The 24,292-nt window shown below is 64.3% G+C and carries 21 protein-coding genes; 2 read left to right on the top strand and 19 right to left on the bottom strand.

Annotation, left to right across the window (positions count from 1 at the left end):
- Positions 1-5: 5 nt before the first annotated feature.
- The 7 genes from FJW06_RS19340 to FJW06_RS19310 form a co-directional block, all read right to left on the bottom strand.
- Positions 6-1,067: a betaine/proline/choline family ABC transporter ATP-binding protein gene (locus tag FJW06_RS19340; protein WP_140753807.1), complete on the bottom strand. Its 1,062-nt coding sequence runs from the start codon at positions 1,065-1,067 to the stop codon at positions 6-8.
- A 94-nt stretch (positions 1,068-1,161) separates the two neighbouring features.
- Entirely contained in the window at positions 1,162-2,100 is a 939-nt protein-coding gene (locus tag FJW06_RS19335) for an ABC transporter substrate-binding protein (RefSeq protein WP_140753806.1), read from the bottom strand.
- A gap of 83 nt (positions 2,101-2,183) precedes the next feature.
- Entirely contained in the window at positions 2,184-3,011 is an 828-nt protein-coding gene (locus FJW06_RS19330; RefSeq protein WP_140753805.1) for an SDR family oxidoreductase, read from the bottom strand.
- Positions 3,012-3,029: 18 nt separating this feature from the next.
- Entirely contained in the window at positions 3,030-3,800 is a 771-nt protein-coding gene (locus FJW06_RS19325; protein WP_140753804.1) for a glucose 1-dehydrogenase, read from the bottom strand.
- An 8-nt stretch (positions 3,801-3,808) separates the two neighbouring features.
- Complete coding sequence (locus FJW06_RS19320) at positions 3,809-4,315, bottom strand: acetone carboxylase subunit gamma (protein ID WP_140753803.1); 507 nt, start codon at positions 4,313-4,315, stop codon at positions 3,809-3,811.
- Positions 4,316-4,321: 6 nt separating this feature from the next.
- The gene (locus FJW06_RS19315; RefSeq protein ID WP_140753802.1) at positions 4,322-6,517 is read right to left on the bottom strand and encodes a hydantoinase B/oxoprolinase family protein; all 2,196 of its coding nucleotides are present in this window, start codon (positions 6,515-6,517) and stop codon (positions 4,322-4,324) included.
- A gap of 14 nt (positions 6,518-6,531) precedes the next feature.
- Positions 6,532-8,673, bottom strand: coding sequence for a hydantoinase/oxoprolinase family protein (locus FJW06_RS19310; protein ID WP_140753801.1), 2,142 nt, complete (start codon positions 8,671-8,673; stop codon positions 6,532-6,534).
- Between the two features lie 110 nt (positions 8,674-8,783).
- On the opposite strand from FJW06_RS19310, the gene FJW06_RS19305 reads away from it, so the two are divergent.
- Positions 8,784-9,563, top strand: a complete 780-nt coding sequence (locus tag FJW06_RS19305) for a helix-turn-helix transcriptional regulator (protein ID WP_140753800.1) — start codon at positions 8,784-8,786, stop codon at positions 9,561-9,563.
- Between the two features lie 12 nt (positions 9,564-9,575).
- On the opposite strand, the gene FJW06_RS19300 is transcribed toward FJW06_RS19305, so the two are convergent.
- From FJW06_RS19300 to FJW06_RS19265, 8 genes are all read right to left on the bottom strand, one after another.
- Positions 9,576-10,151 carry a DUF1349 domain-containing protein gene (locus tag FJW06_RS19300; protein ID WP_140753799.1) on the bottom strand — a complete coding sequence of 192 codons (576 nt, stop codon included), beginning with the start codon at positions 10,149-10,151 and terminating at the stop codon, positions 9,576-9,578.
- A gap of 20 nt (positions 10,152-10,171) precedes the next feature.
- Positions 10,172-11,611, bottom strand: a complete 1,440-nt coding sequence (locus tag FJW06_RS19295) for an aldehyde dehydrogenase family protein (protein WP_140753798.1) — start codon at positions 11,609-11,611, stop codon at positions 10,172-10,174.
- A 116-nt stretch (positions 11,612-11,727) separates the two neighbouring features.
- Positions 11,728-12,213: a hypothetical protein gene (locus tag FJW06_RS19290; RefSeq protein ID WP_140753797.1), complete on the bottom strand. Its 486-nt coding sequence runs from the start codon at positions 12,211-12,213 to the stop codon at positions 11,728-11,730.
- Positions 12,214-12,265: 52 nt separating this feature from the next.
- Positions 12,266-13,153: an ABC transporter permease gene (locus FJW06_RS19285; protein ID WP_140753796.1), complete on the bottom strand. Its 888-nt coding sequence runs from the start codon at positions 13,151-13,153 to the stop codon at positions 12,266-12,268.
- Complete coding sequence (locus FJW06_RS19280; protein ID WP_140753795.1) at positions 13,150-14,109, bottom strand: ABC transporter permease; 960 nt, start codon at positions 14,107-14,109, stop codon at positions 13,150-13,152. The genes FJW06_RS19285 and FJW06_RS19280 overlap by 4 nt, the downstream gene beginning before the upstream one ends.
- Before the next feature lie 31 nt (positions 14,110-14,140).
- Positions 14,141-15,784 carry an ABC transporter substrate-binding protein gene (locus tag FJW06_RS19275; protein WP_140753794.1) on the bottom strand — a complete coding sequence of 548 codons (1,644 nt, stop codon included), beginning with the start codon at positions 15,782-15,784 and terminating at the stop codon, positions 14,141-14,143.
- 52 nt (positions 15,785-15,836) lie between these two features.
- The gene (locus FJW06_RS19270; protein WP_140753793.1) at positions 15,837-16,610 is read right to left on the bottom strand and encodes a DUF427 domain-containing protein; all 774 of its coding nucleotides are present in this window, start codon (positions 16,608-16,610) and stop codon (positions 15,837-15,839) included.
- Positions 16,611-16,621: 11 nt separating this feature from the next.
- Positions 16,622-17,980 (bottom strand): LLM class flavin-dependent oxidoreductase, encoded by a 1,359-nt coding sequence (locus tag FJW06_RS19265; RefSeq protein ID WP_140753792.1) that lies wholly within the window; start codon positions 17,978-17,980, stop codon positions 16,622-16,624.
- A 190-nt stretch (positions 17,981-18,170) separates the two neighbouring features.
- On the opposite strand from FJW06_RS19265, the gene FJW06_RS19260 reads away from it, so the two are divergent.
- Positions 18,171-19,982, top strand: a complete 1,812-nt coding sequence (locus FJW06_RS19260; protein WP_140753791.1) for an ABC transporter ATP-binding protein — start codon at positions 18,171-18,173, stop codon at positions 19,980-19,982.
- Here FJW06_RS19260 and ugpC read toward each other — a convergent pair.
- From ugpC to FJW06_RS19240, 4 genes are all read right to left on the bottom strand, one after another.
- Positions 19,979-21,046 (bottom strand): sn-glycerol-3-phosphate ABC transporter ATP-binding protein UgpC, encoded by a 1,068-nt coding sequence (gene ugpC, locus FJW06_RS19255; RefSeq protein ID WP_140753790.1) that lies wholly within the window; start codon positions 21,044-21,046, stop codon positions 19,979-19,981. The genes FJW06_RS19260 and ugpC overlap by 4 nt on opposite strands.
- Positions 21,047-21,049: 3 nt before the next feature.
- Complete coding sequence (locus tag FJW06_RS19250; protein WP_140753827.1) at positions 21,050-21,898, bottom strand: carbohydrate ABC transporter permease; 849 nt, start codon at positions 21,896-21,898, stop codon at positions 21,050-21,052.
- A complete protein-coding gene (locus FJW06_RS19245; protein WP_140753789.1) occupies positions 21,898-22,821 on the bottom strand; it encodes a sugar ABC transporter permease in 924 nt (307 codons plus the stop codon). Before FJW06_RS19245 ends, FJW06_RS19250 begins: the two co-directional genes overlap by 1 nt.
- Before the next feature lie 181 nt (positions 22,822-23,002).
- Positions 23,003-24,280 carry a sugar ABC transporter substrate-binding protein gene (locus FJW06_RS19240; RefSeq protein WP_140753788.1) on the bottom strand — a complete coding sequence of 426 codons (1,278 nt, stop codon included), beginning with the start codon at positions 24,278-24,280 and terminating at the stop codon, positions 23,003-23,005.
- Positions 24,281-24,292 lie beyond the last annotated feature (12 nt).

Here is a 24,292-nt window from a genome sequence, read left to right as displayed (position 1 = left end):
CGCTGTCATGAGCTCTTGCGCCTCGCCTGCTCGCGTTCGAGCACCGCGAGCACGGCACCGGCGTCGAGCACCGCCGACGGACTGTCGCCCACGCCAGGAACGGTGAAGGCCGTCACACCCGAGGCGAGTTGCGGGATGAGCGCCTCAAGGCTGGTGTCGGCGGCAACGCTGCGTTCCGGCAGCGCGGCGCCATTGGCGGGCGCGGCGATGTCGCCGGCCGTGATGACGCGCAGCAGCGGCATGTCCTCGGTGAATTGCGCGACATAGTCGTCGGCCGGATTAAGCACGATGTCGGCGGGGCGGCCGATTTGCACGATCTTGCCGGCCCGCATGATCGCCAGCCGGTCGGCCAGGCGGAAGGCCTCGGCGATGTCGTGGGTGATGAAGATGATGGTCTTCTTCAGCATGCGCTGCAGGCGCAGGAACTCATCCTGCATCTGCTTGCGGATCAGCGGATCGAGCGCCGAGAACGGCTCGTCGAGGAACCAGAGCTCCGGGCCTACCGCGAGCGAGCGGGCAATGCCGACGCGCTGCTGCTGGCCGCCGGAGAGCTGATGCGGGAAGGACGCCTCGCGGCCTTCGAGCCCGACCAGCGCGATCATCTCGCGGGCGCGGGCCTCGCGCTCCTTCGCCGGCTTGCCCTGGATCTTCAGTGGGAAGGCGACATTGCCCAATACGCTCAGATGCGGCAGCAGGCCGAAATTCTGGAACACCATGCCCATGGCGTGGCGGCGCAGCTCGATGAGCTCCTTGCCGCTGGCGGCGAGCAGGTTCCTGCCGTCGAGCAGGACCTCGCCGGCGCTCGGCTCGACCAGGCGCGAGAGACACCGCACCAGGGTCGACTTGCCGGAGCCGGACAGGCCCATGATGACGAAGATCTCGCCCGTCGCCACCTCGAAGCTGGCATCGACCACAGCCGGCAGATGCGCCTCAGCGCGCAGGCGCTCGGCCAGCGCATCGGGATCGATGATATAGCCGCGCGAGTCGAAGTAATAGGCCGGGCGCCGGCCATAGACCTTCCAGACATTTCGGCAGGCAAGCTTTATCGGACGCGCGGCCGTGTTCATCCCTAACCACCCGTGCCGATCGCCCGCCCGGCTCCGCCCATCGCGGAAACCGGGCCTATGGCGCCCCTCAGCCTTTGCCAGGCACATCGGCGAATTATCCCTTGGCGGCGTCTAGCCAAGGTTTCCACACCGTCTCGTTCTTGTCGATCCATTCCTTGACAACGGCGTCGAGATCCTTGCCTTGCTTGTCGACGGCCAGCATCATCTTCTGCTGCTCGGTCGCATCCATCTTGAAGGCCTTGAGGAAGGCGTAAGCCGCCGGCCATTTGGCGCCAAAGCCCGACCAGACGATCTTGTCGACATCAGGTGGGGTGATGCAGTGCTCGTTGGCCTGCTCCTTGCAGGGTGGCATCGTCACCCAACCCACATCGTTCTCGGCCAGCGCGTAATGCGGGCCCCAGAACATCATGATGAGCGGCGTCTTGGCGGCTTCGGCAGCTTCGAGCTCCGCGACCAGCGCGCCTTCGGAGCCCGACGGAACCGCGGTGTAAGGCATATTGTTGTCGGCAAGGATGGTTGCCGCGCGCGAACCCCAATCGGCCGGGTAGTCGAGGAAGCGACCATTGGGCGCGGTTTCGGGCGTCGCCAATGCCTGAACACATTCGGGCTTGTTGAGGGCGGTCCAATCTGGCAGGCCCGGGCAGACCTTCTCCATGAACTTCGGATAAATCCAGCCTTCCTGGGTCTTCAGATCGAGCTTGCCGATGTCCTCGATCTGCTTGGCGGCCAGCACCTTCGGATAGATGTCGCCGACATTGTTCAACCAGATCTCGACCGAGGCGCTGAGCGAGCCGTCGGCGAGGCCCGAGAATTGCGGGAAATTGCCGGCGGTGACGTATTCGACCTTGTAGCCGAGCTTTTCCAGAAGCTGGCCGGCGATGTGAGTCGAAACATGCGCGCCGGTCCACTCCAGCATCGCGAGTTTGATCGGCTCGTCCTTGGCGCCGAGTTCGGCGCTTTGCCCAGCCGTCGTTGCGGCAAGCATCAGCGCCAGGCCAAGACCGGCGCCTTGCAAGGCATTTCCTATTTTCATGTCAGTTCCCCTGTTGGTTGATGGTCCTTCCGTCTATTCCGGTCTCCTCCCACGAGACCGGAATCCATCACCCCCCACCGACGCTACCACATGGCTCCGCCAGTGATCTGGATGTTTTCCATGGTGATCCCCCTGGCGAGGTCCGAGCAGAGGAAGACGGCGAGCGCCGCGATTTCCTCCGGCTGCATCATACGCCCCTGGGGATTGCCTTTCCTGAATTCGTCCATCAGTTCCTCGGCGCTGCGGCCCCTGCCTTCGCGCTCGACGACCTGCGCCACGTTGCGGCGCATCAGCTCGGTCTCGACCCAGGTCGGGCTGATCATGACGCAGGTGACGCCATGCGCTGCGCCTTCGAGCGCCACGCAACGCGTCAGCCCGAGCAGTCCGGCCTTGGAGGCGCAGTAAGCAGGATTGTCCTTCCAGCCGACGGAAGCCGCCGTCGAGCCGATGTTGACGATGCGGCCCCAGCCGCGCCCGATCATGCCGGGCAGCACCGCGCGGGTCGTACGGAACGCCCCGGTGAGATTGGTGTCGACGATCTTGTCCCAGAGCTCGTCGGAATGGCCGCAGACCGGTTGCTCGGCCGTGGTGCCGGCGGCGTTGACCAGGATGTCGGCCGGGCCGACGGTGGCCTGGGCTTCCGCGAAGAAGAGATTTGTGAGTGCGCTGTCGCGCACGTCGAGATGGGCGGCATGCACCTTGGTGCCGTGGGCGGCCAGCGCCGACTTCACGCGCTCGATTTCGTCGGCGCCGGGATAGTAGGCGGCATCCGCCCTGCCCGGCTGCGGCGGCGCCACGTAGGAGCCGACGGCGATATTGGCGCCAGCCTTGGCGAGCGCCGTGGCGATGGCAAAACCCATGCCGGAAAAGCCGCCGGTGACGATGGCGCTGCGGCCGGTGAGATTGGTCATCGCGAACGCGCTCCGTGTTCACACTGCAAGATAGCCTCCGTCGACAACCATTTCGGAGCCGGTGACGAATTTCGATTCGTCCGAGGCGAGGTAGAGGACCATGTAGGCGATGTCGTTGGGCTCGCCGAGGAAGCCTATCGGATGGCGCGACAGCGCCTTTGCCTTCTCCTGCTCGAGCGTGCCGAGGTCGCGCAAATAGTTCTCGGTCTGCGGCGTCCAGATGTAGCCAGGATGGATCGAGTTGCAGCGGATGCCGTAGCGCTGTTCGGCGCAATGCACGGCGACCGCCTTGGTCAAGGTGCGCACGCCGCCCTTGGAGGCGCAGTAGGCGGCAAGATCCGCCTCGCCGATAATGCCGTCGATGGAAGAGAGGTTGATGATCGATCCGCCGCCGGATTTCTTCATCAGCTTGACGCCCTCCTGGCAGCCGAGGAAGACCCCGTCGAGATTGACCGCCATGGTGCGCCGCCATTCGGCTAAAGTCGTGTCCTCGATGTTTTTGGCAATCGCAATGCCGGCATTGTTGACCAACACATCGAGCCGCCCGAACCGCTGCTCGATCGCCGCCTTGGCGGCAGACCAGTCCTCGGATTTCGAGACATCCTGGCGCAGCGCCAGCGCTTCGCCGCCGGCCTTGACGATCTCAGCCGCCGTATCGCCGGCGAGCGTCTCGTCGATGTCGCTGACGACCAGTTTTGCGCCTTCCGATGCCAGCAAAAGCGACGACGCCCGCCCGAGGCCGAGACCGGCCCCTGTAACGAGCGCCACCTTGCCTGCGACGCGGCCCATTTGCGGCATCAGCCTCCTTTGTTCGACGGCTCCAGCGGCTTGCCAAGCCAATCGCGATAGAACCCTTCGAGATCAGGCTCGAAATCATGCACGATCGGATAGCCAGGCGCCGCCGCTTCCACCTCATGCAGCGTGCCACATTCAGGGCAGATGAACTCGCGGACCTCCATCCAGTCCGGGTCCGGCAGGTCGCTGTTGGGGTAGATCTCACGCAACGTCTCCTCGCTGTCGCGTACGATGATCGCGGCCTCCAGCTTCCAGTTCCTGCGGTAGTCGCCGAAGGAATGGCCACATTCGCATTTCGTCACCCGCTCGTCGCCGCTCTGGCAGATGAAGAGATGGTCGCCGACCGGGAGCAGTATCGGATCCTTCCAACCGACGCGGTCCTGCAGCACCGCGACATATTTGAAGAAACGATCATCGTCCTTGTAGGCGCTCATGATGCGGCGCGTCTGCGGCCAGGGCAGCGTGCCGGCAACCAGATCGGCGATGACTTCCTTGCTGTATGAGGTCATGGTCCGTTACTCCACGCCGAAGGTCGATTTTGCGTCGACATCCCAGAAGGCGGAAAAATCCCTGGTGAAGCGCGGCGAGAGCTTGATCGCGCTGGCGTACATCTTCTTCACCTCGGGCGCGAAATCGGCCGCCTTCACCCGCTCACGCTCCTTGGCGATCCATTCCGAAACCGGTTTTGCACGAGCCAGGCGCTTTGCCCGCATTTCGGCACGATGGCGCTTGGTGGCGTCCAGATTGGCGACCGGGAAACCTTCCCCGTCCTCATCGAGCACGATGCCGAATATACCTTCGGCAGCCTCCTTGGTGAGGAAGCCGTTCTCGACATCCCAGGCGGTCTTGACCGGATCGCGCTCCAGCACGTCGCCGTAACCGCCGCCGCCATTATAGGAATGGGTGAAGACATCACCCGTCTTATGCGGCGCGGTGATGTATGGCCCTTCCAGCGTCACATGCTCGCCTTCCAGCCGGACCTCCAACTCCGAGCGGTACGGGTTGGTGCCGGTATGGTGCGCCAGCGGCGCGCCCTTTTCGGCCAGCTCGAAGATGTTGCTCTCGCGCACCGCGCGGTGTTTCTGGCAGGTCGGCGCCGGATAGCCGCCGCAAAGCCCGCCATTGTCGAACACGCGCGAAGAATGTTCGGACGTGACCAGCCTGAGATGATCGGTCTTGCTCACCAGCCACGTCGACAGAAAGGAGCAGCCGCCACGGTATTTGCCGGCGCCGCCCGAGTTGGGAACGATGGACCGGCCGATATAGAGCATCGGCATGTTCTGTTCCCAGATCTCGATATTGCCCATGTCGGATTCCGGGTTCCATCCGACATAGGCGGTGTCGAGCCCGTCCTTGATGGCCAGCGCGCCCGAGCCGGCGGCGGCGCATTCGAAATGCGCCATGCCGAAGGGCGTGCCGTATTGGCTGGTGCCCCCCATCTCGATCATCGGGCTGTTGACCTGACCGACAAAGGCCTCTTCGACGAAGCCGCGCGCGATGAAGGAGCGCGACAAGAGCCGCTGGAAGACGCCATAGGCGGGGAGCAGCAGCGCCCAGGAAGTCGCCGTCGCCACCATCTCGTTGTCGGGGTTGGTCCAGGTGCCCTTGGGCAGCTTCAGCTCGGTGGCCATCCAGGCACCGTCATTGACGAGACCTTCGAAATTCATGTGCTGGGTCAGCGTCACGAACATGCCGCCATCCATGCCGGCCGGCGTGCAGTTCATCGAGTGGTAGCCCCAGGGCTGCGTGCCCTCGAAGTCCATCTTGATCTTGCCGTCCGACGTGATCTCCATCTCGATCGGGATGTTGTAGAGCCAGTCGGGATCGCCGAGCGGCTGGTAGCCTGGCTTGCCCTTGGTGACGTGGCCGTAAAAAGTGTGACCGCGATAGATGCCGGGCACGGTGAGCTGGCGGGTCCGGGCAAGCTGGGCGCGGCGGCCTTCCTCGATGAACTCCTTCGACACCTGCATCCAGTAGTCGAGGCCGATCTCGTCGATCAGCGCCTTGACGCTTTCGCGCATGTCGATGCATGACGCCACCTTGGCCTTCTCGTCCAGAACCCAGTAGATCGGCATGCGGAGATTGCGCTCGCAGCGGATGACATAGTCGCGCCTGAGCTCGTCGTTCTCGCCGACCTTCTCGGCGCAGACGAACAGGCCTTCGGTGAAGCGCTCCTGCGCCAGCGCCACGTCGCCGCCGGGCGTGATGCCGCCCGCTTCGAGCTCGTGACAGACGGCGCCGGCCCAGCCGACCAGCTTGCCGGAATGGAAGATCGGCACCACGTCCATCACGTCCGGCACCTGCACGGTGCCGATGAAGGCGTCGTTGTTGGCGAAGATGTCGCCGTCGCGGATCTGCGGGTTTTCCTCGTAGCCGTTGCGGATCATCCATTTGATGAAGCGGCTCATCGTGTGCACATGCACCATGATGCCATTGGAGAGCGCGATGGCATCGCCTTCGGGCGTGTAGATGGCGACGACCATCTCGCCGACCTCGCGCACGCCGGGCGAGGCGGAGATGCGGCGTGCCATTTCCCGCGCGGACACACAGTAGGCGCGCAGCTTGGTATGCAGCGTCTCGAATTTCAGCGGGTCCTGGTTGCGCAGCTTGAGCTCGGTGATGCCGTCATAGCAGCCGGTCTCATCCATCAGCCGTTCGGATTCGAGCAGCCTTTCGCGGATGCGGAGCGCGGAGGCGGGTTTATCCAGCATGGCGTTCGCCCTTCTCAAGCGTGAGTGTAGTGAAGCAGCGTCCATTCATCGACATGGACGCGGTCCTGCGGGTGGACGACGAGGGTCGTCGCCGGGTGTTCGATGATGGCCGGGCCGATCACCTCATGGCCAGGCTGCAGAAGGTCCATCTCGTAGAGATTGGCCTTGTGCCAGCGTCCGCCGATATAGGCCTCGCGCATGCCCTTGTGAGCAGAAGCCGGATCGGACTTGCCCAGCGGACGCTTGACCAAAGTTGGCTTCACCTTGTCGGCGGTGGCGATCAACCCGAGCTCGGTGATCGAGAAGCCCGCCTCGCCATAGCGCGAGACGCGGTGGTTGACCTTGGCGTAGACCGCCTCGAACTCGGCGATGACGTTACGCATGTCGTCGGCCGAACGGACCGCCGACAGCGGCGCCATCACCTCGACATCCTCGAGCTGGCCGGTGTAGCGCATCATCAGGAACGGCACGGTCTTGATCTTGTCGCGACCGTGGCCATCGGCGATCATCTCGTCGACCGCGGCCTTGGTCAGATCGTCCCAGACGCCCGTGACCTTCGCGCCGAAAGCCTGCAGTTCGTCATCGCTGGCGCGCGCGCCGATGTCGATCTGTGTCGACACCGAATGGCGGCGCATGAAGTCGGCGGTGGTGCAGCCGAAAGCCGAGAAGGCTGCGGCGAACTGGAAGGTGATGATGTCCTTGAAGCCGATGCCCCTAGAACAGCCGGCGAGGTGCAGCGGGCCGGAGCCGCCATAGGACAAAAGCGTGAATTCCGACGGATGGATTCCCTGGCCGGAGATGACGCGGCGCAGCGCGTTGTTGGCGTCGGCCTCCAGCATGTCGATCATGCCTTCGGCGGCTTCCTCGACGCCGACACCGAGCACGCGGGCGCATTTCTCCTCGAAGGCTTTACGCGCCTTCTCGACCTGCAGCACGACCTTGCCGCCGAGGAAGTAATGCGGGTTCAAGCGGCCGAGGATCGCGTCGCAGTCAGCGATGGTCGGCTCGGTGCCGCCCTTGGCGAAGCAGATCGGACCGGGATCGGATCCGGCGCTTTCCGGCCCGAGCGAGACTTTCCTGGTCAGCGGGTCGACCTTCAGGATCATCCCGGCGCCGGCGCCGATCGTGTCGAGATGCAGCGTCGGCACGTTGAGCTTGAAGCGGTCCATCAGCGGCTCGTTCTCGATCCGTGTCTGGCCGCGCGTGATGACGCCCATGTCGAAGGATGTGCCGCCCATATCCGAGCAGATCAGCGAGTCGTTGCCGATCAGCTTGCCGATATAGGCAGCGCCCAGGATGCCGCCGATAGGCCCGGAGATCATCGTCTCGTGCAGGCGCGGATGTTCAATCGAGGTCAGGCCGCCGAAGGAAAGCAGCGTCTGCACGCCATATCTGAAGCCGTATTTCTTCGAGACGTCCTCGATGCCCTTGAGCTGCTTGCGGCCGCGCGAGGTGGCATAGGCCTCGATCAGCACCGAGTTCAGCCGCGACTGCTCGCGGATGACCGGCCGAACTTCGTGGCTGGTGTAGACGAGGATGTCGGCGCCGGCGGCGGCGATCTCCTCGCGGCAGATCTCGGCGATGCGTTTCTCATGCGCGGGATTGACATGCGAGAAGATGGTCATGATGCAGATCGCCTCGACCTTGTCGGCAATCAGCTTCTTGGCGGCCGCATGCACCTCGTGCTCGTAGAGCGGCAGGATGACGTCGCCGAACTGGTCGATGCGCTCGGTGACGCCGTGGGTGCGGCGACGCGGTACCAGCGGATCGGGATGGTGATGGGTGACCGCGTGCAGGCGGTCGGCATAGGAATAGTCGGCCCAGGCCTGCAGGCCGCGGCCCATCAGGATCATGTCCTCGAGGCCCTTGGTGGTGATCAGCCCGAGCTTGCGGCCGGTGCGCGACAACAGCGTGTTGAGCATGCCGGTGCCGGAATAGAGCACGACATTGACGCCCGAGAACAGGTCCTGGAGCGAGATGCCCCAGGCGTCGGCCGCATCCTCGGCGGAGGCGAGGAAACCTTCCGCCTCGTTCTTCGGCGTGGTCGCCGACTTGCCGATCTTGAACTGACCGTCCTGATCGACAAGGATCGTGTCGGTCATGGTGCCGCCGGCGTCGATGCCGATGACGATTGGGTTGGTGGTGATCTGGTCCACGGGTCGCTTTCCCTTGCCGAGAGTGACCGCAGGCTAGATTCGACCGGCCGGATCGCGCCATATGCCTAAAGACACAATGACCGCATGGCGCGGTTCGCCGAGAAAAGGGCATGCGCATGGGCAATATCTGGGCGCCGCTGGCCAAGGCGATCGCCGCCACTGGCACCGACCGGCATGTCGACTGCCTGATCGATCTGATCGGCGCCGACATCGCGCATGACCTGGTGACGGTGACGCGCTATTCGGCGACCAAAACGCCGGAATTCGTCAAGCACCGGCGCTTCTCCGACGAGATGGTGCGGCGCTATCTCGACAACTACTATGTCTTCGACCCGTTCTATGCATCCTGGAGGCGCGAGCGCCGGCTGGGCATCATGCCGCTGAAAGGTCTGGCCGGCGAGGAGGCGAAACGCGGCCAGTACATAGCCGGCTTCCTGGCGCAATCGGAAATCTGCGACGAGGTCGGCATCATGCTCGCCGATGGCGGCGACTGGTGCCTCGGCATCTTCCTCGACCGCTCGACGGTGTCGTTCAAGGACAGCGAGATCGCGTTGCTGACCGAGCGGCTGCCGGTGTTCGAGGCGCTGCATGCGCTGGACATCAAGGCGCGCGGCTCAGACTTCTCCCGCACCTCTGCGCCCAGTGGTCCCGGCGCCTCGCCCCAGCAGAAGCCTAGAATTCCGGAAAGCCTCTGGCCCGAGCTTTCATCGCGCGAGCGCGAACTGGTGCAGTTGATCCTGGCCGGCCATCCGACAGCCAACATTGCCGAGCGGCTCGGCATCACCGTCGGCACGGTGAAGAACCACCGCCGCCGCATCTATGAAAAGCTCGACATCACCACCGAGCGCGAATTGTTCCTGCAATTCTTCCAGCACCGGATGGACAGCTAGTCCAGCGTTGGGTCAGTCGTGCAATTCCCTCGAAATCGCAGGCCCGATGGTGAAATCGGAAAACGTCACCTCAAAACCCTCGCGCTGCGGCGAGCAGCACATCATGCCGACATCGACCGCTTTCGAGATCGGGAAATAGGCGAGCCGCACCGGCTTCCAGTGACCATCCGAGGCGTCGAGATATTGGATGCGGATCGCCTCGGCGTGACGGGTCAGGCGGATCCTGACGCCGTCCTTGCGGGCGGCGATGGCGACCAGCGACCAGTCGGAGGTGTCTTTGGTGACGACCACCGAGAAATAGGCCAAGCCGTCGGTGTATTCGATACCGGCCTTGATCCAGTGCGTTTCGCTGAGGCGCAGCATCAGCCCCGCCTGATCGTATAGCACCTTATAGTCGCCCTTGACGGTGACCTCGGCGCTGAAGTCACCCTCGACCGGTCGGTAGAGGAAATGGCCGTTGTCGCGCCAGAAGCCATAGAAGGTCTCGCGCCAGAAGTCGGTGTCCTTGCCGGTGCGGACGGTGAGCGTGCCGTCGCCGACCTCGTGGTGCGGCGGCGGGTTGAGCCATGTCATGCCGGTCACGCTCATCGATTCCCTCCCGGACTGGATTAGCCGGCGAATGTATAGGCGGTCTTCACCGTGGTGTAGAACTCCATGGCGTAGCGGCCCTGCTCGCGCGGACCATAGCTCGAGCCCTTGCGGCCGCCGAACGGCACGTGGAAGTCGACGCCCGCTGTCGGCAGGTTGACCATGACCATGCCGGCTTCGGAATTGCGCTTGAAATGCGTCGCATGCTTCAGGCTGGTCGTGCAGATGCCCGAGGTGAGGCCGAACGGCGTGTCGTTGGCGACAGCGAGCGCCTCGTCATAATCCTTGACGCGGATGACATTGGCGACTGGGCCAAAGATCTCCTCGCGCGAGATGCGCATGGCATTGTTGGAGCCGACAAACAGCGCCGGCTTCAGATAGAAGCCGGGCGTGCCGCGCTCCAGCCGCTCGCCGCCGAAGGCGAGTGTTGCGCCTTCCCTGACACCGATGGCGATGTAGTCCTCGTCCTGCTTGAGCTGCGTCTGGTCGACGACCGGGCCGATCTGGGTCTTGGCATCGAGCGCGTCGCCGATGACGAGCTTGTCCAGCCGCTCCTTTACCGCATCGACGAAGCGATCGTGGATGCCTTCAGTGACGATCAGGCGCGACGACGCAGTGCAGCGCTGTCCAGTGGAGAAATAGGCGCCGTTGACGGCGCAGTCGACGGCCACCGCGAGGTCGGCATCGTCGAGCACGACGAGCGGGTTCTTGCCGCCCATTTCGAGCTGGAACTTGCGCATGTGCTCGACGCTTGCCGCTGCGACACGCTTGCCCGTGCCGACCGAGCCGGTGAAGGAGATGGCGTTGACGTCGGGGCTGTCGAGCATCGCCTGGCCGACCACCGAGCCCTTGCCCATGACGAGGTTGAGCACACCCTTGGGCAGGCCGGCGCGGTGCAGGATATCGACGATGGTCCAAGCGCTTTCGGGGACTAGCTCCGCCGGCTTGAAGACGATGGTGTTGCCGTAGGCCAGCGCCGGAGCGATCTTCCAGGCGGGAATAGCGATCGGGAAATTCCACGGCGTGATGATGCCGACGACGCCGACGCCTTCGCGGGTCATCTCGACGCCGACTCCCGGCCGCACACTCGGCACCATCTCGCCCGACAGGCGCAGCGTCTCGCCGGCGAAGAAATCGAAGATCTGCGCGGCGCGGATGGTCTCGCCGACGCCCTCGGCCAGCGTCTTGCCCTCCTCGCGGGCGAGCGAGCGGCCGATCTCGTCCTTGCGCGCCATGATCTCGTCGGAGGTCTTCTTCAGCACCGCGTGACGGGCCAGCGGCCCGGAGCGCGACCAGGCCGGAAAGGCCGCCTTGGCGGCCGCGATGGCCTGCTTGGCCTCTTCGGGGCCGGCCGAAGCATATTCGCCGACGACGTCGTTGGTGTTCGAGGGGTTGATGTTGCGCGAGCCGGCCTCGCCAAGCCACTCGCCGTCGATCAGGTTTTTGCGCAGCACGGTCATCTTGTTTTTCCTTGGGTTTTGGTCGCGACGGCCTTCGACCGGGGTCAATTGTCAGACAAATGATATAGTCATTGCCTGGCAGGAGGTCTACCCGCCATATGCGACAAAGCTAGGACTCAGGTCGAGAACGACCAGAACAGGCAGGCGAGCGTGACCGCGCCAAAGACGACGAAGAACAGGCTTCTGAGCAGGATGTTGCGGCGAAGCTCGTTCATGGTGAGGTGTGCCGCCACGATCACTGCCACGAACAGGAAGCGCCAGTTGAAGAGCGCCCAAAGCACCTCATGCTGGCCAAACGCCCATCTGGCGACGAGCGAGCCGACGATGGTCGCGAACAGCATGATCGTCGCCCAGAAGATCGCATCGGCGGCATGGGTCAGCACGATGCCGGCGACGCGGATCGGCAGGATCATCATCAGCATGGCGCCGAAGAAGTAGACGGCGGCAATCGCCAGGAACGAGCCGGCGTCGGCGATGCCGTCGAGACGCTTCACGCCGAACGCGCCGTAGGGATAGCCGTGCCTGGCAACCGCCAAAGAGAGCGCCATCAGCAAGGCGCTCAGAACCGTGATCAGTGCGAATGTGCCGAGGGCTTTGCTCATGCCGTTCCTGTCGAGACGAATCAACGGGAGTCTAGCAATCAAAAGCCGCAATTCATCTCTCGATATTCTCGAAGGCGCCTATGCCTTGAGCGATCAGGTTGGTGGCCATGACCAGCGATACGATCGCGCCCGAGTTGAAGACCACGACCCACCATTTGCCACCGGTGAGGAAGCCGTAGCCTTCGGCGATCGCCAGGCCCCAGTCGGCCGAAGGCGGCTGGACGCCAAGGCCGAGAAAGCTCAGCGTGGCGATCGAGAAGAAGGCGTAGCCCAGCCTAGTGACGAGCTCGATGAGGATCGTCTCCCGGATGTTGGGCAGGATTTCCAGCACCATGATGGCGAAGGCGTTCTCGCCGCCGAGACGGGCGGCGCTGACATATTCGCGTTCCTTCTGCTCGCGCACGGCAGCGCGCACGGTCCTCGCCACCAGCGGCGCATAGGCGATGGCGATCACCAGGATGACCGTGAGGTTCGAAGGCCCCAGCGCCACCAGCGTCATGGTGACGAGCACGATGAATGGAAAGGCCATCAGCGCGTCGAGCAGCCGCGCGCCGACCGCATCGACCAGCCCGTCGAAATAGCCGAGCACCAAACCGATGATCGCGCCGGCGGCGATGCCGCCCAATGTCGCGAGCGGCGCCACCAGCAGGATATCGCGCGATCCGACGATGATGCGGGACAGCACGTCGCGGCCGAGATGATCGGTGCCGAACCAGTGCGCGGTATCCGGCGGCGTCAGCGTGGCGAGGAAATCCTCGGCATAGGGATCGTAGGGGACCAGCCGGCCGCCGAACAGGGCGCAGGCGATCCAGAAGGCGAGGATGAGCGATCCGATGATGACGGACGCGGGAAGGCCGCGAACGGCGCGGCCCAGCCTGGCGGCGGTCCGCATGACAGCGGGCGCGGGCGAGGACGCGGGGAATTCCAGGAGGTCCATCATGGCGACGCCCTCCACCGTTGCCGCGGGTCGAGCAGCGCCTGGGCGAGATCGCCTATCGCGGAGGACAGGACGAAGATCGTCGCCATCACCAGCACGCCTGCTTCCAGCATCGGGAAATCGCGCGACTTGGCGGCGTTCAGAACCAGATTGCCGAGGCCCTGGATGCCGAACAGCGTCTCGATCACCACCAGCCCGCCGAGCATGTAGCCGCTCTGGGTCGCCAGCACCGCGACCGTCGGCGTCAACGCGTTGGGCAGCACGTGGCGGACAATGACCTGCCGGCGATCCAGCCCTTTCAGGATGGCGGTGCGCGTATAGTCGGCGGCCAGCGCCTCGATGACGCCGGCCCGCGTCATGCGCGCCAGATAGCCGGCGAGATTGAGCACGATCGGCAGCGCCGGCAGGATGAGATAGCAGCCGCTCGTCCAGAAGCCCGCGCCGTCGGGCGCCGCACCCGTGATCGGCAGCCAGTTCAGCCACAATCCGAAGACCAGAAGCAGGAGCAGGCCGGACACGAAATCAGGCACGATGCCGAAGCAGACGCCGGCGAGCACGATCAGCCGGTCGGCGAGCCGACCCTGGTTGAGGCCGGCGACGATGCCCGCGCCGACGCCCAGCGGCACGAGAAACAAAAGGATGATGCCGGCAAGCGCGGCCGAGCGGCCGAGGCTTGCCAACACGAAGGGCGCGACCGGCGCCCGCATCGACAGCGACGTGCCGAAGTCGCCGGTAAGCGCCGCGCTGAACCAGCGCCCGTACTGGACGAGCACGGGCTGGTCGGCGCCGAGTTGTCTGTTCAGCGCGGCGACCGCTTGCGCATCCGCGAACGGACCAAGCATGACGCGCGCGACATCGCCGGGCAGGACCTGCCCGGCGAGGAAGACCAGTACGCTGACCAGCCACAAGGTGAGGAGCAGCGAGGCCAGGCGCGCCGACAAGGTGCGGCCGGTCAGCATCCGGTGGCCCGCCCGGCTTGGCGTTCCCGCATCATGCCTGCACGAAGGAAACGCGGTCGAGCAGAAGATGCGAGATCGCGGTGAAGCGCACGCCCTCGACCTTCGCGCTGGAGATGCGGCTATATTGCGAGAAGTAGCTGATGATCTCCGGCGTCTCATCGAGCAGCAGGGCCTGGATCTTGCCGGCCGCGACGCGCTGCGCCTGCAGGTCTCGCGCCTTGCCGTATTCGGCCAACAATGCGTCATAATCCGCATTCTTGAAATGCGCGGCGTTCCACGCGCCGTCGCTCTTCAGCGTGGCGTTGAGAAATATGTCGGGCGTGCCGCGATGGCCGAAATCGGTAATGCCGAGATTGGAATCAAGCCAGGGTGAGCTGCCGAAGGTCGCCGATCCGTAATAGGCATCCTGCGGCAGCACGTTGAGCTTGATGTCGATGCCGGCCTTCTTGGCGAAGTTCTGGATGATCACGGCGTAGTCGGGAATGTCGTAGGCGCGTTCGGTGGTCAGCGTCACCTCGAAGCCGTTGGGCACGCCGGCTTCGGCGAGCAGACGCTTGGCCTCGGCGATGTCCTGCTTGCGCTGCGGCACCGACGGATCGGCCGAAGGGAAGATCGGCGCGAACGGAGTGTCGTTGCCGGCGATGGCGCGCCCCTTGAGCAGGCCCTTCACGATGGCCTCACGGTCGAGGGTGAGCGCCAGTGCACGGCGGATGCGGTTGTCGGTGAACGGCGCCTGGTCGGTCCTGAGATGCACGGCGTCATGCGAGCTCGCCTGGACGCTCAGCAGCTTGAAGTTGGGATTGCCCTCGATCGCCAGTTCCAGACGCGTGGTGCTCGGGATGACGTCGAGCTGGCCGGCCTGCAGCGCCACGACCTGCGCCTGCTCGTCATCGAAGAACTTTATCTCGACCCGGTCAGGCAGCGCCTTGTCGCCCCAGTAGTCGGGATTGCGCACGAAGCTGGCGCCTTGCTTGGGGCGGAAGGATTCCAGCTTGAACGGACCGGTGCCGTTGAAATTCTTCTCGAAGTCGCCGGCATAGTCGGCCGGCAGGATCACCGCGTTGTAGACGTCGGACGCGACATAGAAGGGGAAATTCGAGTTCGACTGGTCGAGGTCGAAAGCGACCGTCTCGTCGTCGACGATCTTGGCGCCGCCCTTGGAGAGGATGCCCTTGTAAGCCGAGAGCGCCGACGAGCCGCTGTTCGGGTCGACCAGACGCTCGAAGCTCGCCACCACGTCCTTGGCGGTGACGGTGCGGCCGTCATGGAATTTCACGCCGGGCCGAAGCTTGAAGGTCCAGCGCTTGGCCGTCTCGTCGGCTTCCCAGGAAAGAGCGAGCTTCGGCTGGAGCCCATCCTTGGGATCGTCGAGGATGAGATATTCGCCGACCTGGCTGAGAACGCCGATGCTGGCCGGATCGGTGACCGTGACCGGATCGATCGCCTTGGTCGGCTGGCCAAGCCCGACACGGACGGTGCCGCCGCCAGCAGCGGCGCGCGCCGAGCCGGGAAAGCCCAGACCTTGTGACGCGGCGAAACTGGTCAAGCCGATGAGGGCTGCATATTTCAACAGGTCGCGGCGCTTGAGATAACCCTTGGCGTATTCGTCGATGGCGATGTTCCAGATGTCGCCGGAGAGATTGCGAAGGGCGTCGATTTCGTTGCGCTTGGTCATTTTTGCCTCTGTGAAAATCGTGGTTTTGAAATGAAGTGGAGACGGGGCTGGATCAGACCGGCTGGCCGTCGAGATGGATGCGGTCGACCGCTTGCGGATAGAAGGCGATGAGCCCCTTGATCTTCGGCATCTCGGCGATCCGATCGCGGTAGCTCCAGGCGATGTCCTCGCTGAGCGAGCCGTCCTTGCGCCCGCCGGACCAGTAGGAGGCAACGCCCTTGTAGGGACATCGGGTCCTCGTCAACGAGGCCCTCAACCGGTCGAGCCGGACATCCTCGGGCGGCAGGTAGAAACGTGTCGGCAGGTGCGTTTCGAACAGCAGCACGGGACGGCGGCTGTCGGCGATCGGCTCGCCGTCGAACCAGATCTCGAGATGGCTGGAACTCTGCAGCACGTCGATGCGCGCATAGGGATCGCGGGCGTGGACGAAGACCTCTTCCTCCTCCTCGAACCATTGATCGACGAGGTTCCAGGTGAAGGCGACGCGGCCGGCGAGCGGCGCCAGGTTCTCGTCGGGCGGCGCCGTGAACGACCAGGCGGCATCAGCGGCGCGCCGGTCGCCGGCTTCGATATCCCAATATCTGGTCTCGCCGCCGACGGCATGCTGCTGACCCTGCTTCGACGGCTTCAGCACCGACTGGTCGACGGCGGCCAGCGGGAAGAAATAGATCGGCAAAAAATGGTTGGAGCGCAGCACAAGCACATTGCGGCTGTCGGCGATCACGCGGCCGGCGAATTTGACGCGGATGCGCTTGGGGCTGTGCAGGACATTGATCAGCTGCGGAGCGGTCGCTTCGCGCGGCTGCAGTCTGGGTTGAGCGGTCATGACGGCTCTCCTCAGGACACGGCGCGCTGGTTGGCGCGCTGCTCGGCGAAGCGGTTGGCTGGACGGGCGAGGCCGAAGCGGTCGCGCAGCGTTCCGGGCGCGTATTCCGTCGGGAAGACGCCGCGGCGCTGCAGCTCGGGCACGACCTCAGCGGCGAAATTGATCCAGTCCTCCGGCAACAGGGGGAACATCAGGTTGAAGCCGTCGGCGGCGCCCGCCTCGAACCAGTCCTGCAGCTGGTCGGCGATCTGCTTCGGCGTGCCGGCGACAGTCGGCACCGAGCCGCTGTTCGCCAGTTTTCGCGCGATCTCACGCAGGGTCAGGTTCTGCGTCGCCCACTGCTTGACGCGGTTGAGCGAGGTGCGCCCGCCGTTGAAGGTGCTTTCGTCGGGGAGCTGCGGCAGCGGGCCATCCGGCGGATAGGCCGACAGATCGATGCCGCTCCAGCTCGACAGGAGATCGATGCCGACGCGATCCGGCAACAGCATCTGCAGGTAATCCTGCCTGTCGCGCGCCTCGGCCTCGGAAGCCGCGACGATCGGCAGGATGCCCGGCAGAATCTTGAAGCTTTCGGGGCGCCGGCCGTGACGGGCGAGCCGCTCGTTGATGTCCTCACGATACCGGATGCCGTCTTCCCTGGTGCTGTAGATGGCGAAATGGGCGTCGGCGTGGGCGGTGGCGAAGTTCTTGCCGTCTTCCGAGGAACCGGCCTGAACGATCAGCGGATGGCCTTGTGGCGGCCGCGAGACATTGAGCGGCCCGCGCACTTTGAAATGCGCCCCGCGATGATCGAGCACATGGACCTTGTCCGGGTCGGCGAAATAACCGGTTTCCTTGTCGAACAGCAGGGCTTCGTCCTCCCAGCTGTCCCACAGCCCCTTGACGATATCGAGGAATTCGGCGGCGCGCTGATAGCGGAAGGCGTGTTCGATGTTGCCGTCGCGGCCGAAATTGCGCGCCTCCTCGTCCATGGCCGAGGTGACGACGTTCCACGACGCCCTGCCGCCACTGATATGGTCAAGCGAGGCGAACAAGCGCGCCACGTTGTAGGGCTCGCTGTAGGAGCTCGAGGCGGTGGTGATGAGGCCGATATGCTTGGTCACGCCGGCCAGCGCCGACAAGAGCGTCAGCGGCTCCAGGCGGGCATTGGCGTAATGCGCGACGCCGCTCTTCACCGAATCCCAGATCGATACATGGTCGGCAACGAAGATGGTGTCGATCCTGGCGCGTTCGGCCGCCTGGACCAGATCGCGGTAATAATCGAAGCCGAGCACCTCCCGGCCGGGCGCGCGCGGATGCCGCCACGACATGCGATGGTCGCCCTGCGGGTTGAAGAAGAACGCGTTGAGGATCAACTGATTTCGCGCCATGCCGGCCTCCTTGCAAATCGCTGAGAGACACGGGCGCCGCGTTGTTCGGCGCGACCCGAAATCTCCAATCTGCAAAAGGTTAGATTGCGCTCGGCCGTAATTCGAGTAATTTTATAGATATAATATACTACGCAAGCGGAAGCGATTGCCCTCGATTAGGGCACCGGCAGAAAGCGATTTCGAGGTCTTGATGTCCCCTTCGGTACTGAATGTGGAGAAACTTTCCATCGCCTATGGCGGGAAAAGAGGATGGCAATCCGCCGTCGACGGCGTGTCGCTCTCCATAGGCCGGGGCGAAGCGTTGGGACTGGTCGGCGAGTCAGGTTCGGGCAAGAGCTCGGTGGCGCTGGCCATATTGCGCTACCTGCCGCGGAATGCCCGGATCGCCGCCTCAGCGCTGGAGTTCCAGGGGCGGGAAATCGGCAGCCTCTCCGGCGAAGAGTTGCGCGGCCTGCGGGGCGATCGCATCGCAGCGGTCTACCAGCATCCGGGCGCTGCGCTCAGCCCCGCCATGACGATCGGGAGGCAGATCGGCGAGACGATCATGCGTCATCGCCCGGTCCGTCACGAGGAAGCGCGCTGGCGCTCGGCCGAATTGCTCCGGCGCGTGCGGGTCGCCAATCCGGAGCGGGTGCTCGATCTCTATCCGCATGAATTGTCCGGCGGCATGCAGCAGCGGGCCAACATCGCCATCGCCATCGCGCTCGACCCGGCGCTGCTGGTGCTGGACGAGCCGACGACAGCGCTCGATGCCAGCGTGCAATCGGAGGTGATCGCCATCCTCGACGACCTGCGCCGGGACCACAAGACCAGCATCCTTCTGATCAGCCACGACATCAACCTGATCCGCCGCTCCTGCGACAGGGTGGCGGTGATGCAGTCAGGCGCCGTGGTCGAGAGCGGCGAGGCGCGCGATGTCTTCGAGAACCCCGCTCATGCCTATACCAAGGCGCTGATCGGCTCGATCCCGGCGCTCAATTTCACCAAGCGCGACGGTCGGCTGGCCGAGACCGGCACGACCGTTCGTCATCGCCCCACGACGATGGCCTCTCCTGCCGATCAAAGAAACAGGCGGATCGCCATCGCCGGCAAGGGGATCAGCCATTCCTTCGGCGACCAGGCGGTGCTGCACAATATCGACCTCAGCATCGGCCAGGGCGAGACCTTTGGCCTGATCGGCGAGTCCGGCTCGGGCAAGTCGACACTGGCGCGGATTGTCACCGGGCTGCAGACACCGAGCCAAGGATCGGTCGAACTGTTCGGCAGAACGGTCGCGCCGCGCGCCGAGAAACGCGCGCCGGGCGAGCGACGGGACGTGCAGATGGTTTTCCAATCGCCCGACCGCACGCTCAATCCGCGCCACCGGATCGGGCGGATCATCAGCCGGCCGCTGCGGCGGCTTGCCGGCCTTGGCCGAAGCGACGCGAAGACCCGCGTCGCCGAGCTTCTCCGCTCCGTCCGGCTGGCCGACACGACCGCCGAGCAGAAACCGCGTTCATTGTCCGGCGGTCAGCGGCAGAGGGCGGCAATCGCGCGCGCCTTCGCCGGGGCGCCGAAAGTGGTGGTGCTGGACGAACCGACCTCGGCGCTGGACGTGTCGGTGCAGGCGACGGTTCTCAACCTGCTCAACGACCTTCAGCGCGACAGGGACACGACCTATCTGTTCATCAGCCACGACCTCAGGGTCGTGCGCTACATGGCCGACAGGATCGGCGTGCTCTATCGCGGCCGGCTGTTCGAGACCGGCACGTCCGAACAGGTCTTCCGCGGGCCCAACCATCCCTACACGAAGCAGCTTTTGGCGGCGTCTTCAGACGAGGCTCCGACCATCGCCCTCCAGGTCGGAGCGCCAATCGAGGGCCCCTCTATCGGCGGCTGCGCATTTGCCGACCGCTGCCCGCTTGCCGCGCCTCAGTGCCGGAAGGCGGAGCCTGCCTCAGCGGATATCGGCAATGGCCATTTGATCGCCTGCTGGCGAACGGATGCGTTGCTGGCCAGCTAGCCGATCCGGTTTCCGCTTGCCGGATCGAACAGATGCAGTGCCGCCGGATCGGCGGCAAGGCGGATGGTGTCGCCCGGCTTCACGTCGCTGCGGCCCATGACGAAGACGCAGATCTGCTGGTTGGCGAGCCTGACATAGAACTGCGTCGACAGGCCGAGTGGCTCGACGACCTCGACCTCGGCCTTCAGCGCGCCGTCGTCGACCAGCTTGATGTGCTCGGGCCGCAGGCCGACAGTGAGCGCATCGCCATCGCCCAGCGGCAGGCCATCCGGCAATCTGAGCTTCTGGCCGTCGGCGAGCACGGCATCGACCTTGCCGCCCTTGGCGACCTTGGCCGGCAAGAAATTCATGCCCGGCGAGCCGATGAAGCCGGCGACGAAGGTGTTGGCCGGACGGTCGTAAAGCTCGAGCGGATGGCCGACCTGCTGCACATAGCCGTCATGCATGACGACGATGCGGTCGGCCATGGTCATCGCCTCGACCTGGTCATGGGTGACATAGACCGACGTGGTCTTGAGCTGCTGGTGCAGCGCCTTGATCTCGGCGCGCATATGGACGCGCAATTTGGCGTCGAGGTTGGAGAGCGGCTCGTCGAACAGGAACACTTTCGGGTCGCGCACGATGGCGCGGCCCATGGCGACACGCTGGCGTTGGCCGCCGGACAATTGGCGTGGCAATCGGGCGAGATAGGAATCGAGGCCGAGCCGTTTGGCTGCCGCGCCTACGCGACCGTCGATCGTGGCCTTCTCGGCCTTCTTCAGCATCAGGCTGAAGCCCATGTTCGACGACACATCCATATGCGGGTAGAGCGCGTAGGACTGGAACACCATGGCGATGTTGCGGTCCTTGGGCGCGACGTCGTTGACCAAGCGCTCGCCGATATGGATCTCGCCGCCGGTGACCTCCTCGAGGCCCGCGATCATGCGCAAGAGCGTGGACTTGCCGCAGCCGGACGGACCAACCAGCACGACGAACTCGCCATCGGCGATTTCCAGATCGACGCCGTGCAGGATGCGCAGCGCGCCATAATCCTTCTCGACATTTCGCAGCGTGACGGAAGCCATCTTTTATCCTTTGACCGCGCCGGCGGTGAGGCCGGTAACGAGATAGCGTTGCAGGAAGGCGAAGAAGACGCAGACCGGGATCAGCGCCAGGATGGAAGCCGCCATCATCTGCCCCCAGTCGACGGCGAACTTGCCGATGAAGGTGAGCAGGCCGACGGCGAAGGTCTTCTGCTCGTCGCTGGAGATCAGCATCAGCGCGAACAGCAATTCGCTCCAGGCGGCGGTGAAGACGAAACCGAGCGTCGCGCCCATGCCGGGCAAGGTCAGCGGCACGATCACCCGGCGCATCGCCTGCGCGCGCGTGCAGCCATCGATCATCGCGGCTTCCTCCAGATCCTTCGGGATGCCGTCGAAGAAGGACTGCATGAGAAATGTGGCGAAGGCGGTGTTGAAAGCGGTGTAGATGATGATCAGGCCGACCAGGCTGTTGGTGAGACCCAGATCGCCCATGATGCGGTAGATCGGCGGAATGACCATGACCAGCGGGAAGGTCTGCGTGAGCAGCAGCAGGATCGCCAGCGTCGCCTTGCCGCGGAAGGTGAAGCGCGACATGGCGTAGCCGGCGAGCGTGGCGATGACGGTGACGAACGCGGCCGTGGACACCGAGACGATGACGCTGTTCAGGAAATAACGCGGGAAGTCGGAGGCTTCGAGCACGGTGGCGAAGTTCTTCAGCGTCGTTTCCGACGGCCAGAAGGTGATGCCTTCGGAATAGAGCAGACGCTCGGGCGTCACCGAGATCTTCAGCGTCCAGAAGATCGGGAACAGCGCGAAGATCACATAAGCCGCGATCGCCGCGTAGAGGCCGATGCCGCCGAAGATGCGCGAGGAGGTGGAGCGACCGGCGATCATCATACGTGCCTCACCAGCGTGCGACGGATGGCGATCAGGCCGATGGCATAGGCGATGAGCAGCACCAGCAGCAGCACCGCAACCGCCGAGGCGTAGCCTTTGTCCAGCGACTTGAAGGCGCTGACATAGATGTAGACCGGCACCGTGCTGGTCGAACCCGCCGGCCCGCCCTCCGTCATGACGAAGATCAGGTCGGCGAAAGTGGCGATCCAGATGGTGCGCAGCATGACCGTGATGACGATGGTCGGCGCCAGGAAAGGCAGCGTCACCTTGGTGAAGCGCTGCCAGGGCGAGGCGCCGTCGATGGCCGCCGCCTCATGCAGTTCGGACGGGATCGACTTCAGCGCGGCGAGCAGCGTGATGGCGAAGAAAGGAATGCCGAACCAGATGTTGGCGACGATCGGCCCCCACAGGGCGGTGGCCGGATCTGAGAGCACATTGGTCGGCTCGGCCTTCAGGCCCAACGCGAACAGCCAGTGCGGCAGCGGCCCGATGATCGGGTTGAACAGCCAGGCCCAGGTGAGGCCGGAAAGGAAGGACGGCACCGCCCAGGGCAGGAACACCACCGCCTGCACGACCTTGCGGCCGTAGAAGGGCCTGTCGAGCAGCAGCGCCAAGCCAAGCCCCAGAAAAAACTGGAAGAACAGGCTGGTGACCGTCCACCACAGCGTGTTGATCAGCGCCTGTCCAAGCACCTGGTCGGAAAGCATCGCCTGGTATTGGGCAAGGCCGACATATTGCGACTTGAAGGCCGAGAATTTGCGGAAGGAATAGCTGATGCCGATGATCAGCGGCACCAAAAGCACCAGGACCAAAAGCACGATAGCCGGCGAAAGATAGAGCCATGGCTCGATCGCAGCCCTGCTCAGCCGCCGCTTTCGCGGCGGCGCGGCGGATCGGATTTCGGAGACGGCGTAGGTCATACGGTGCTCGCGTTGGACGATTGGGGCGGCGTAGCAACAGCGTCCTTCTCCCCGTTTGCGGGGAGAAGATGCCAGCAGGCAGACGAGGGGCGGCGCGAACTTACGAGGATCTGGCGCTGCCCCTCATCCGGTCCTTCGGACCACCTTCTCCCCGTAAACGGGGAGAAGGAAAAGCCTGCGCTTACTTCTTGTTCTTCGCCATCCAGTCCTGCTGTTCCTTGGTCAGGAACGCCGCCCATTCGTCGGCTACCTGCTTGGCCGGCTTCTGGCCGAGCAGCACTTCCTGGAAGTTCTTGATCGCCACCTGGTCGACGAAGTTGCCGAGGTTTTCCAGATGCGTCGGCGGCGTCACCATTTCATATTTGGAGCTGTCGCTGAGCTCGGTGAACCAGCCCTTGAACTGCTCGGTCTTGAAATGGGGGTCCTGGTCGGCGCCGTTGTGGATCGGCACGACGCCGACTTCCTTGGCCCATTCCAGATTGTCCTTGGGCGACAGCAGCGTCGACATCAGCTTCCAGGCTTCGTCCTTGTGCTGGGAAGTGGCGAACATCGCCCAGCCGGCATAGCCCAGCGTCGGATAGGACTTGCCGCTCGGGCCGACCGGCAATGGCGCCACAGCGAAGTCGTCGGCGCTCATCTTGTCGGCGATGCCGAGCAGCGCGTCCGGATCCTGGTTGAGCATGGCGCAGGTGCCGGAATAGAAGCCGGTCACCGTCTCGTTGAAGCCCCAGCTCACAGCGTCCTTCGGCGCAAGGCCATTCTTGTACATGTCGGCCAGCATCTGCAGGCCCTTGACCGAGCCTTCCTCGTTGATGGTCGAGGTGCCGTCCGGGTTGAAATAGCCGCCCTTGCCCTGGGCGATGTTCATGAACATGTGCATGCCGTTGAAGGCGCCGGGGCCGCCGCGCAGGCAGTAGCCGTATTTCCCGGGAATGGCCGAGATCTTCTTGGAATCTTCGACGAACTCGTCGAGCGTCGCCGGCGGGCCGTCCAGACCGGCCTGCTTGAACAGCTTCTTGTTCCAGAACAGCGCGTTCACATAGTAGCCATAGGGGATCATGAATTGCGTGTTGTTGACGGTCGAGCCGAACTGCTTGGCGCGCTCGCCGAGCGTCTTGGCATCGGGCCACTTGGCCATGTAAGGGCCGAGATCCTCGAGCTGGCCGTTATTGGCGTAGAGGCCCATCCAGCGTTCGGGCATCTCGACGACATCGGGCGTGTCGCCGGCCTGCACCATGGTGAGGAACTTCTCGAAGGCCTGGCCCCAGGGCAGCGAGACCACCTCGACCTTGATGCCGGGATTGGCGCGCTCGAAATCGGCGATCTGCTTCTTCAGGAATTCGGTGCGCGGCGGGCTGGTGATGACCTCGACCAGCTTGATGGTGGTGTCGGCCAACGCACCGCTGGCGGAGATCGCCAGGCCGGCGACGGCGGCAAGCATGAAGGTCAGTCTTTTCATCTTCAGGACTCC

Source organism: Mesorhizobium sp. B4-1-3 (genome assembly GCF_006439355.1).
Taxonomy (GTDB): Bacteria; Pseudomonadota; Alphaproteobacteria; order Rhizobiales; family Rhizobiaceae; genus Mesorhizobium.
The sequence above is the reverse complement of the archived record's forward strand: the minus strand, read 5'-3'. Positions and strand labels throughout refer to the sequence as shown.

Coding starts and splice junctions, on each gene's coding strand:
- FJW06_RS19295 (WP_140753798.1), bottom strand. CDS start 11,611: ATGACCGTGCTGCGCAAAAACCTGATCGACGGCGAGTGGCTTGGCGAG.
- FJW06_RS19285 (WP_140753796.1), bottom strand. CDS start 13,153: ATGATGGACCTCCTGGAATTCCCCGCGTCCTCGCCCGCGCCCGCTGTC.
- FJW06_RS19325 (WP_140753804.1), bottom strand. CDS start 3,800: ATGGGCCGCGTCGCAGGCAAGGTGGCGCTCGTTACAGGGGCCGGTCTC.
- FJW06_RS19240 (WP_140753788.1), bottom strand. CDS start 24,280: ATGAAAAGACTGACCTTCATGCTTGCCGCCGTCGCCGGCCTGGCGATC.
- FJW06_RS19250 (WP_140753827.1), bottom strand. CDS start 21,898: ATGATCGCCGGTCGCTCCACCTCCTCGCGCATCTTCGGCGGCATCGGC.
- FJW06_RS19270 (WP_140753793.1), bottom strand. CDS start 16,610: ATGACCGCTCAACCCAGACTGCAGCCGCGCGAAGCGACCGCTCCGCAG.
- FJW06_RS19305 (WP_140753800.1), top strand. CDS start 8,784: ATGCGCATGGGCAATATCTGGGCGCCGCTGGCCAAGGCGATCGCCGCC.
- FJW06_RS19320 (WP_140753803.1), bottom strand. CDS start 4,315: ATGACCTCATACAGCAAGGAAGTCATCGCCGATCTGGTTGCCGGCACG.
- FJW06_RS19315 (WP_140753802.1), bottom strand. CDS start 6,517: ATGCTGGATAAACCCGCCTCCGCGCTCCGCATCCGCGAAAGGCTGCTC.
- FJW06_RS19265 (WP_140753792.1), bottom strand. CDS start 17,980: ATGGCGCGAAATCAGTTGATCCTCAACGCGTTCTTCTTCAACCCGCAG.
- FJW06_RS19245 (WP_140753789.1), bottom strand. CDS start 22,821: ATGACCTACGCCGTCTCCGAAATCCGATCCGCCGCGCCGCCGCGAAAG.
- FJW06_RS19300 (WP_140753799.1), bottom strand. CDS start 10,151: ATGAGCGTGACCGGCATGACATGGCTCAACCCGCCGCCGCACCACGAG.
- FJW06_RS19275 (WP_140753794.1), bottom strand. CDS start 15,784: ATGACCAAGCGCAACGAAATCGACGCCCTTCGCAATCTCTCCGGCGAC.
- FJW06_RS19330 (WP_140753805.1), bottom strand. CDS start 3,011: ATGACCAATCTCACCGGCCGCAGCGCCATCGTCACCGGCGGCTTTTCC.
- FJW06_RS19290 (WP_140753797.1), bottom strand. CDS start 12,213: ATGAGCAAAGCCCTCGGCACATTCGCACTGATCACGGTTCTGAGCGCC.
- FJW06_RS19335 (WP_140753806.1), bottom strand. CDS start 2,100: ATGAAAATAGGAAATGCCTTGCAAGGCGCCGGTCTTGGCCTGGCGCTG.
- ugpC (WP_140753790.1), bottom strand. CDS start 21,046: ATGGCTTCCGTCACGCTGCGAAATGTCGAGAAGGATTATGGCGCGCTG.
- FJW06_RS19280 (WP_140753795.1), bottom strand. CDS start 14,109: ATGCTGACCGGCCGCACCTTGTCGGCGCGCCTGGCCTCGCTGCTCCTC.
- FJW06_RS19340 (WP_140753807.1), bottom strand. CDS start 1,067: ATGAACACGGCCGCGCGTCCGATAAAGCTTGCCTGCCGAAATGTCTGG.
- FJW06_RS19260 (WP_140753791.1), top strand. CDS start 18,171: ATGTCCCCTTCGGTACTGAATGTGGAGAAACTTTCCATCGCCTATGGC.